At 40.9% G+C, this 8,334-nt stretch carries 5 protein-coding genes and 2 pseudogenes; 6 read left to right on the forward strand and 1 reads right to left on the reverse strand.

Translation table 11 applies throughout. The features are described from left to right. From DB42_RS00925 to DB42_RS00950, 6 genes and pseudogenes are all read left to right on the forward strand, one after another. Window positions 1-756 (forward strand): leucine-rich repeat domain-containing protein (locus DB42_RS00925; RefSeq protein WP_193365262.1); only part of this gene is annotated, 756 nt, incomplete at its 5' end. Between the two features lie 296 nt (window positions 757-1,052). Continuing rightward, on the forward strand, window positions 1,053-2,531 hold the full coding sequence (locus tag DB42_RS00930) for a leucine-rich repeat domain-containing protein (RefSeq protein ID WP_052435866.1): 1,479 nt from the start codon (window positions 1,053-1,055) through the stop codon (window positions 2,529-2,531). A 97-nt stretch (window positions 2,532-2,628) separates the two neighbouring features. Then, window positions 2,629-3,024: pseudogene (locus DB42_RS11750) on the forward strand (leucine-rich repeat domain-containing protein); the annotation flags it as partial. A 296-nt stretch (window positions 3,025-3,320) separates the two neighbouring features. Next, window positions 3,321-4,640 carry a leucine-rich repeat domain-containing protein gene (locus DB42_RS00940; protein WP_052435868.1) on the forward strand — a complete coding sequence of 440 codons (1,320 nt, stop codon included), beginning with the start codon at window positions 3,321-3,323 and terminating at the stop codon, window positions 4,638-4,640. 556 nt (window positions 4,641-5,196) lie between these two features. Then, window positions 5,197-5,517 (forward strand): F-box protein, encoded by a 321-nt coding sequence (locus tag DB42_RS10145; RefSeq protein ID WP_052435869.1) that lies wholly within the window; start codon window positions 5,197-5,199, stop codon window positions 5,515-5,517. Then, on the forward strand, window positions 5,432-5,800 hold the full coding sequence (locus tag DB42_RS00950) for a leucine-rich repeat domain-containing protein (protein ID WP_080502648.1): 369 nt from the start codon (window positions 5,432-5,434) through the stop codon (window positions 5,798-5,800). Before DB42_RS10145 ends, DB42_RS00950 begins: the two co-directional genes overlap by 86 nt. 250 nt (window positions 5,801-6,050) lie before the next feature. On the opposite strand, the pseudogene uvrB reads toward DB42_RS00950, so the two are convergent. Next, a pseudogene (gene uvrB, locus DB42_RS00955) lies at window positions 6,051-8,044 on the reverse strand (excinuclease ABC subunit UvrB). Window positions 8,045-8,334: the final 290 nt, after the last annotated feature.

The following is an 8,334-nucleotide window of genomic DNA, read 5'->3' on the forward strand; positions in this document are numbered from 1 at the left end:
CTTGACTTAAACCAAAACCAGCTCACCAGCCTCCCTGCAGAAATCGGGCAGCTGTCTGAGCTGCAAACGCTTTACTTAAATCAAAACCAACTCACCAGTCTGCCTGCAGAAATCGGACAGATGTCTCAGCTGCAATGGCTTTACTTAAATCAAAACCAACTCACCAGTCTGCCTGCAGAAATCGGACAGAGGTCTCAGCTGAAAGAGCTTCACTTAGATCAAAACCAGCTCACCAGTCTGCCTGCAGAAATCGGGCAGATGTCTCAGCTGCAATGGCTTGGACTAAATCAAAACCAACTCACCAGTCTGCCTGCAGAAATCGGGCAGATGTCTCAGCTGCAACAGCTTTTCTTAAGACAAAACCAGCTCACCAGTCTGCCTGCAGAAATCGGACAGAGGTCTCAGCTGAAACAGCTTGATTTAAGCCAAAACCAGCTTACCGCACTGCCTACAGAAATCGGGCAATTGTCTCAGCTGCACACGCTTTACTTAGCTCAAAACCAGCTCACCAGCCTCCCTGTAGAATTCGGGCAGCTTTCTCAGCTGGGATGGCTTTACTTAGCTCAAAACCAGCTCACCAGCCTTCCTGCAGAAATTGGGCAGCTGTCTAAGCTGAAAGAGCTTAATTTAAGCAACAACCAGCTTATCACTCTTCCTGCAGAAATGGAGCAGCTATCTGAACGGCTAGGTCTTAAGTTAGACGGAAATCCGCTAGAAAATATTCCAAGCAAATTAAAGCAGCGTTTTAGGTTATAACTAAAAAGGTACCCATCTTCCTCATTTATAACGCCAAAAAGGCAAATTAGTAGGCTTAGAAAGTTTTAAAGTTATAGAGAGCTTTTGGCTTACTATAGAGGCGTAGGATCTAAAGGTCTGTTTCTCTGCTAAAGTTAAGGAAAAATTTTCTACCAGCTTTTCATATTTCTCTATTACTAAGTTTAAAAATTAAAATCCTTTTTCTTATATTTTCTTGCCTATCTTGCTTCTTTTATGTATAAGCATCTCACTAAAAAACAACTAAAAACATGTATAACACTTAAAGGCGCCCTTCAATGAATCCTAGCTCTTCTATCACCATTGAGCATTTACCTGATGAAATATTAGTCCCTATTTTAAAGGAGGGTGCTAACCCTTCCTTATTTAGCGTGTGTGGAAGATGGTACCATCTCTTAGTTAATGAAGTCATGCCCCCTCTTTATAAGCAAATAGGTAAAGTACATGTTGCTCAAGGAAATGTTAAGGAGCAGGCTCTTATTGTAGATAGGATTTATAAGCTAGAAGAAAAGCTTTCTGAAACAGCAAAGGTAAATGCAATCTTTAGGCAAATCTTTACTTTAGCCAAGTCTTTTTCTCCTTCAGAATTTAAATGGGTAACTGAGGAAAAGAGATGTTATACGCTGTCTAATTATTCCTCTTATCTTATAAATATTAATCGCTTGTTAGTGTGGAAAAAACTTCCTGGCGGAGGGGGATACTTAAATCAAGAAAACATTAAGCACTTGCCTTTAGAAAAAAAAGGAGAGCTATTTAAAGATTGGATTAAAGAAAATTGTAAAAACATCACGGCTTTAGATTTATCTAAAGCAGGCTTGACTTACTTACCCCCAGAAATAGGCCAGTTATCTCAGCTGCAAACGCTTGACTTAGGAGAAAACCAACTCACCGCTCTGCCTGCAGAAATTGGACAGCTGTCTCAGCTGCAAGAGCTTGACTTAAATCAAAACCAGCTCACCAGCCTGCCTGTAGAAATCGGGCAGCTGTCTCAGCTGGAAACGCTTATCTTAAGCTTCAACCGGCTCACCAGCCTGCCTGCAGGAATAGGTCAATTGTCTCAGCTGCAAAACCTTTACTTAAATCAAAACCAGCTCACCAGCCTGCCTGCAGAAATAGGTCAATTGTCTCAGCTACGATTGCTTGAATTAAATCAAAACCAGCTCACCGCTCTGCCTGCAGAAATAGATCAATTGTCTCAGCTGCAATGGCTTTACTTAAATCAAAACCAGCTCACCAGTCTGCCTGTAGAAATCGGGCAATTGTCTCAGCTGCAAAGGCTTGAATTAAACCAAAACCAGCTCTCCAGCCTTCCTGCAGAAATAGGGCAGCTGTCTCAGCTACAATTGCTTTACTTAAATCAAAACCAGCTCTCCAACCTTCCTGCAGAAATAGGGCAGCTGTTTCAGCTGGAAACGCTTATCTTAAGCTTCAACCGGCTCACCAGCCTGCCTACAGAAATTGGGCAACTGTCTAAGCTGCAAGTACTTTACTTAAATCGCAACCAGCTCACCAGTCTTCCTGCAGAAATCGGGCGGTTATCTCAGCTGCGAGTGCTTAAGGTAAGCCAAAACCAGCTCACCAGCCTTCCTGCAGAAATCGGACAACTATCTCAGCTACGAGCGCTTAAGGTAAGCCAAAACCAGCTCACCAGCTTGCCTGCAGAAATTGGGCAATTGTCTCAGCTTACCAAGCTTGAATTAGCGGAAAATCCTTTGAAAGATATCGCCGAAAAAATAAGGCAGCGTTTTCAATTATAAAATGAACTTAAATACTTTTTAAGTTGAGGTGAGCTAAAATGAAATAAGAAACTTTTAGCCATTCTATCTTTAAACAAGTAATTCGCACTTAAATCAAAACCAGCTCACTAATCTTCCTGCAGAGATTGCGCAGCTCTCTCAACTGCAACACCTTGGCTTAAGAGGCAACCAGCTTAACTCCTTTCCAGAAGCGGTAGGGCAGCTTTCGCGGTTGCAAGAGCTTCTATTAAATGGCAGCCAGCTAGCCTCCCTTCCTGCTGGGATTGGGCAGCTTACTAAGCTGGAAGTGCTTGGGTTAGACAACAACCAGCTAACCCCTATTCCTGCTGAAATTGGGCAGCTTACTAGTTTACAAGAGCTTAATTTAAGCAGCAACCAGCTTACCTTCCTTCCTGCAGAAATAGCACAGCTCCCTGAGTATTTAGATCTTAGGTTAGACGGAAATCCGCTGGAAAACATACCAGAGGAATTAAAGCAACGTTTTAGGCTGTAGTTAAAAAGTCATCTGTCTTCCTCACCTATAACGTTAAAAGGGTAAATTGGTAGGCTTAGAAAGTTTTAAAGATATAGAGAGCTTTTGGCTTACTATAGAAGCGTAGGATCTAAAGGTCTGTTTCTCTGCTAAAGTTAAGGAAAAAATTTCTACCAGCTTTTCATATTTCTCTATTGCTAAGTTTAAAAATTAAAAGCCTTTTTCTTACATTTTCTTGTCTATCTTGCTTCTTTTATGTATAAGCATCTCACTAAAAAACAACTAAAAATATGTATAACACTTAAAGGCGCCTTCCAATGAATCCTAGCTCTTCTATCACCATTGAGCATTTACCTGATGAAATATTAGTCCCTATTTTAAAGGAGGGTGCTAACCCTTCCTTATTTAGCGTGTGTGGAAGATGGTACCATCTCTTAGCTAATGAAGTCATGCCCCCTCTTTATAAGCAAATAGGTAAAGTGCATGTTCCTCAAGGAAATGTTAAGGAGCAGGCTCTTATTGTAGATAAGATTTATAAGCTAGAAGAAAAGCTTTCTGGAACAGCAAAGGTAAATGCAATTTTTAGGCAAATCTTTACTTTAGCCAAGTCTTTTTCTCCTTGGGAATTTAAATGGAAAACAGAAGAAAAAACAGGCTTAACGCTGGCTAATTACTCTTCTTATCTCTTAAATATTAATCGCCTTTTGCTTTGGGAAAGACTTCCTGGTGGGAAAGAATACTTGAGACGAGAAGAAATTAAGCACTTGCCTCTAGGAAAAAAAGGAGAGCTACTTAGAGATTGGATTGAAGAAAATTGTAAAGACTTAACTTTGCTAAACTTATCTGGAGCAGGTTTGATTTATTTACCCCCAGAAATATGCCAGTTATCTCAGCTGCAAATCCTTTACTTAAGCCGAAACCATCTTACCGCTCTGCCTGCAGAAATCGGGCAGTTGTCTCAGCTGCGAAGGCTTGAATTAAATCAAAACCAGCTCACCAGCCTCCCTACAGAAATCGGGCAGCTGTCTCAGCTGCAAACGCTTGAATTAAATCAAAACCAGCTCACCGCTCTGCCTACGGAAATCGGGCGGCTGTCTAAGCTGCAAACGCTTGACTTAAGAGAAAACCAGCTCACCGCTCTGCCTGCAGAAATCGGCCAGTTGTCTCAGCTGCAAGGGCTTTACTTAAATCAAAACCAGCTCACCGCTCTGCCTACGGAAATCGGGCGGCTGTCTAAGCTGCAAACGCTTGACTTAAGAGAAAACCAGCTCACCGCTCTGCCTGCAGAAATCGGGCAGCTGTCTCAGCTGCAAACCCTTTACTTAAATCAAAACCAGCTTACCAGCCTTCCTGCAGAAATCGGTCAGCTATCTCAGATACAAACCCTTTACTTAAATCAAAACCAGCTCACCGCTCTGCCTAAAGGAGTGGGGCAACTGTCTCAACTACGAGTGCTTGACTTAAGCCAAAATCAGCTCACCAGCCTGCCTGCAAACATAGGACGGCTGTCTCGGCTGCGATGGCTTTACTTAAATCAGAACCAGCTCACCAGACTTCCTGCAGAAATCAGGCGGTTGTCTCAGCTTATCAAGCTTGAATTAGCGGACAATCCTTTGAAAAATATCGCCAAAAAATAAGGCAGCGTTTTCAATTATAGAATGAACTTAAATACTTTTTAAATTAGGGTGAGCAAAATGAAATAAAAAACTTTTAGCCATCTTATCTTTAGACAAGTAAGCTGCTTTCCTTTCGGCAACTAAGCAAGTTTAAGCTAACCTACACATTTATAGCGATATGAAGTTTTTTTCTTTTTTTACAGAGTGTTATGGCTGGGAGAACAACTTTTTTGATAGGAGGAAACTGGCATATTGTATTTCATCATTCAGTAGAAGAATTAAAACAAGGCACCAAAAAGAGCCATTTTTCTCAAATAAGGCAAAGAATCAATCTCATACTTTTAGCCACACCAAAATTGCCGCGTCACTTAATCCCCAAAAACCTGTGGCTGCTCCTAAATGCTTGGAAGGTCTCCCCTCTTTCCTTGAATCTATCTGAAAAAAAGCGCTGTTATATCATCTGGGAGTAGTTTTTTGTTGATAAGGATACGAATTCGTTTGACTTGCTTTTTTAATTTTTTTATATTGTTTTTAATAAATAAAAATGCTGAAAAGTTATCACTACCCAAGGAAATAAATGCATCCTATCTCATCAATATCTATTGAAAGCTTGCCCAATGAATTGCTGCTTCCTATCTTAGAGGCTTGCGCAGTTCCTTCCTTATTTAGCGTCTGTAAAAGATGGCATCATCTGCTGGCTACGGAAGTCATGCCCCCTCTTTGTAAGCAAATAAGTAAAGTGCATGTTCCTCAAGGAAATGTTAAGGAGCAGGCTCTTATTGTAGATAGGATTTATAAGCTAAAAGAAAAGCTTGCTGAAGCTGTCTCAACTACGAGTGCTTCACTTAAATCAAAACCAGCTCACCGCTCTGCCTATAAAAATTGGGCAGCTGTCTGAGCTGCAATGGCTTTACTTAAATCAAAACCAGCTCACCAGCCTGCCTGCAGAAATCGGGCAATTGTCTAAGCTGCAAACGCTCTACTTAAATCAAAACCAGCTCACCAGCTTGCCTGCAGAAATCGGGCAATTGTCTCAGCTGCAAGGGCTTTCCTTAAATCAAAACCAGCTTACCAGCCTTCCTGCAGAAATCGAGCAGCTGCCTACGCTTACCAAGCTTGAATTAGCGGAAAATCCTTTAAAAGATATCGCCGAAAAAATAAGGCAGCGTTTTCAATTGTAAAATGGTTGTAAGTACTTTTTAAAAAGGTGAGTTATAAATTTGATTTTTGCAAGGAAGCTGCATAGCGTGAACTATAGCTGCCAGCAAGCCTCCCATCTTATAGAGTAGCTTTATTTTTAATATTTTTAGGGGACTAATTTACTGCGGAAGAAGGCCAGATTCTTGTATTTTCAGTTGTGGAAACGATAGAACCTAAGGTTAGACTTGATAAATAATATCATTCCTTCGAGCAATAGAATCAAGAAGAAGTTTAGGCAAGATCTATTTCCATCTGCTGATATCTACGCATTTGGTCACGTAGCTCTGCAGCTTCTTCAAACTGCATAGTTTTAGCTGCTCGTTTCATAGCTACTTCTAACATTTTTATTTTAGCCCGCACCTCTTCCAAGGTGAGATATTCATGCTGGGATTCGGCAACTTTTAAAGTTTTTTCCTTTTTTTAGACTCTTCCTCTACCTCTTCTACCAAAGGCGAAATTTCCCGATGGACAGTCCGTGGAGTAATCCCATGTTCTGCATTATATTTTTGTTGGATAGCGCGACGTTCTTGGGTAATTCTTAACGCCTCTTGAATCGCTTTGGTCTTTTTGTCAGCATACATAATGACGCGTCCTTCGCTATTACGAGCTGCTCTGCCACAAGTTTGAATTAACGCAGTTTCGCTACGTAGGAAACCTTCTTTATCGGCATCCAATATGCATACTAAGGAAACCTCTGGAATATCTAAACCTTCCCGCAATAAGTTAATCCCGACTAACACATCAAATACTCCAGCTCGTAAATCGCGGATGATCTGCATTCGCTCAATCGTATCAATATCAGAGTGCAAGTATTTAGTGTGTACGCCCAGCTCGTTAAGATATTTACTTAGTTCCTCAGATAGACGTTTAGTCAAAGTGGTAACAAGCACACGGCCGCCCTTGCTCGTATGCTGATGTATCTCTGCTAAGCAATCATCTACTTGCCCCTCTGCCGGCCGCACTTCAATCTCCGGGTCAAGTAAGCCGGTGGGGCGAATCACTTGCTCAATCACTTCGCCGCTAGCCTCAGCAACTTCCCAGGGACTAGGGGTTGCTGAAACATAGATCACCTGATGAATACGCTTATAAGTTTCTTCGAATTGCAAAGGTCTGTTGTCAAAAGCAGAAGGAAGACGAAAGCCAAAGTTGACCAACGTTTCTTTACGCGCACGATCTCCATTACACATGGCACGTAGCTGCGGCACAGTTTGATGAGATTCATCAATGATCATTAGATAATCGTGGGGAAAATAATCGATGAGACATGGAGGCGGATCGCCAGGATTACGCTTACTAAAATGGCGTGAATAATTTTCAATACCCTTACAAAAGCCAATCTCTTTAATCATTTCTAGATCATAGCGTGTACGCTCTACAATCCGTTGATGCTCAATATATTTTTTTTCTTTTTCATAATAGCTGGCACGCTCTTCTAATTCGGCCTTAATCGTTTCAAGAGCATGCAAACGAACTTCTTCGGGAGTGACGTGGTGAGAACTAGGATAAATAGTAATTTTCTCTAGACGATGCCGTACTTTACCTAATAAAGGATCTATCTCGCTAATCTGTTCGATCTCATCCCCAAAAAACTCTATACGTACTGCCCGCTCCTCTTCATAGGCGGGAAAAATATCCAATACATCTCCTCTAACACGAAAAGTAGCCCGCGAAAAGTCCATATCATTGCGTTTGTATTGCATCTCTACCAGATGTAGAAGAATCTCATCACGACGACGCGTTTGACCTGTTTCTAAGGTAAGATTCATTTCGCGATAATACTCAGGTGAACCTAAGCCATAGATGCAAGAAACGGAGGCCACAATGATAACATCGCGCCTTTCTAAAAGAGAGCGTGTAGCACTTAATCGCAATTTATCTATGCGATCATTAATAGCCATATCTTTTTCAATATAAGTATCTGTACGAGCTATATAAGCTTCCGGCTGATAGTAATCATAGTAGGAGACAAAATATTCTACAGCATTATGGGGAAAAAAGGTCTTAAACTCTTGATAAAGCTGTGCTGCTAAAGTTTTATTATGAGCAATAATTAAAGCAGGTCGCTGGGTCTTAGCAATCACATTAGCAATCGTAAATGTTTTACCCGATCCTGTGATGCCTAACAAAACTTGCGTTTTGCGTTCCTGCAGAACGCCTTCACTAAGCTTTTCTATAGCTTGAGGTTGATCTCCACAAGGCTCATAATCAGTCACTAGTTTAAACATAAATAATTGTAGATAGTAAGTTTAAGGAAAAGCCAAGTATAACATTTTTTCTGAATGCCAGAAAGCATATTTTCATTTCTTGCTAAATTTGCTCTAAAACCTGATTTTAAGTTTCAACTGGAGGATAAGAGATAATAGCCCTCTTACATTCCTATTCGAAGAAAGCACTTTAGCTTAAAAAAAATCACTTCATAGGCCATTAAAGATACTAAACGGTAAAGATATTATATTACGAAATTATTTAGTAGAAATCAGCCTCGTCTATCTACAGAGCTAGAGCATAGCTTATC

The organism is Neochlamydia sp. EPS4, from assembly GCF_000813665.1.
GTDB lineage: Bacteria > Chlamydiota > Chlamydiia > Chlamydiales > Parachlamydiaceae > Neochlamydia.

Bases quoted from the DNA above. Each gene is read 5' to 3' on its own strand.
- DB42_RS00930 (WP_052435866.1), top strand. From the start codon at position 1,053: ATGAATCCTAGCTCTTCTATCACCATTGAGCATTTACCTGATGAAATA.
- DB42_RS00940 (WP_052435868.1), top strand. From the start codon at position 3,321: ATGAATCCTAGCTCTTCTATCACCATTGAGCATTTACCTGATGAAATA.
- DB42_RS10145 (WP_052435869.1), top strand. From the start codon at position 5,197: ATGCATCCTATCTCATCAATATCTATTGAAAGCTTGCCCAATGAATTG.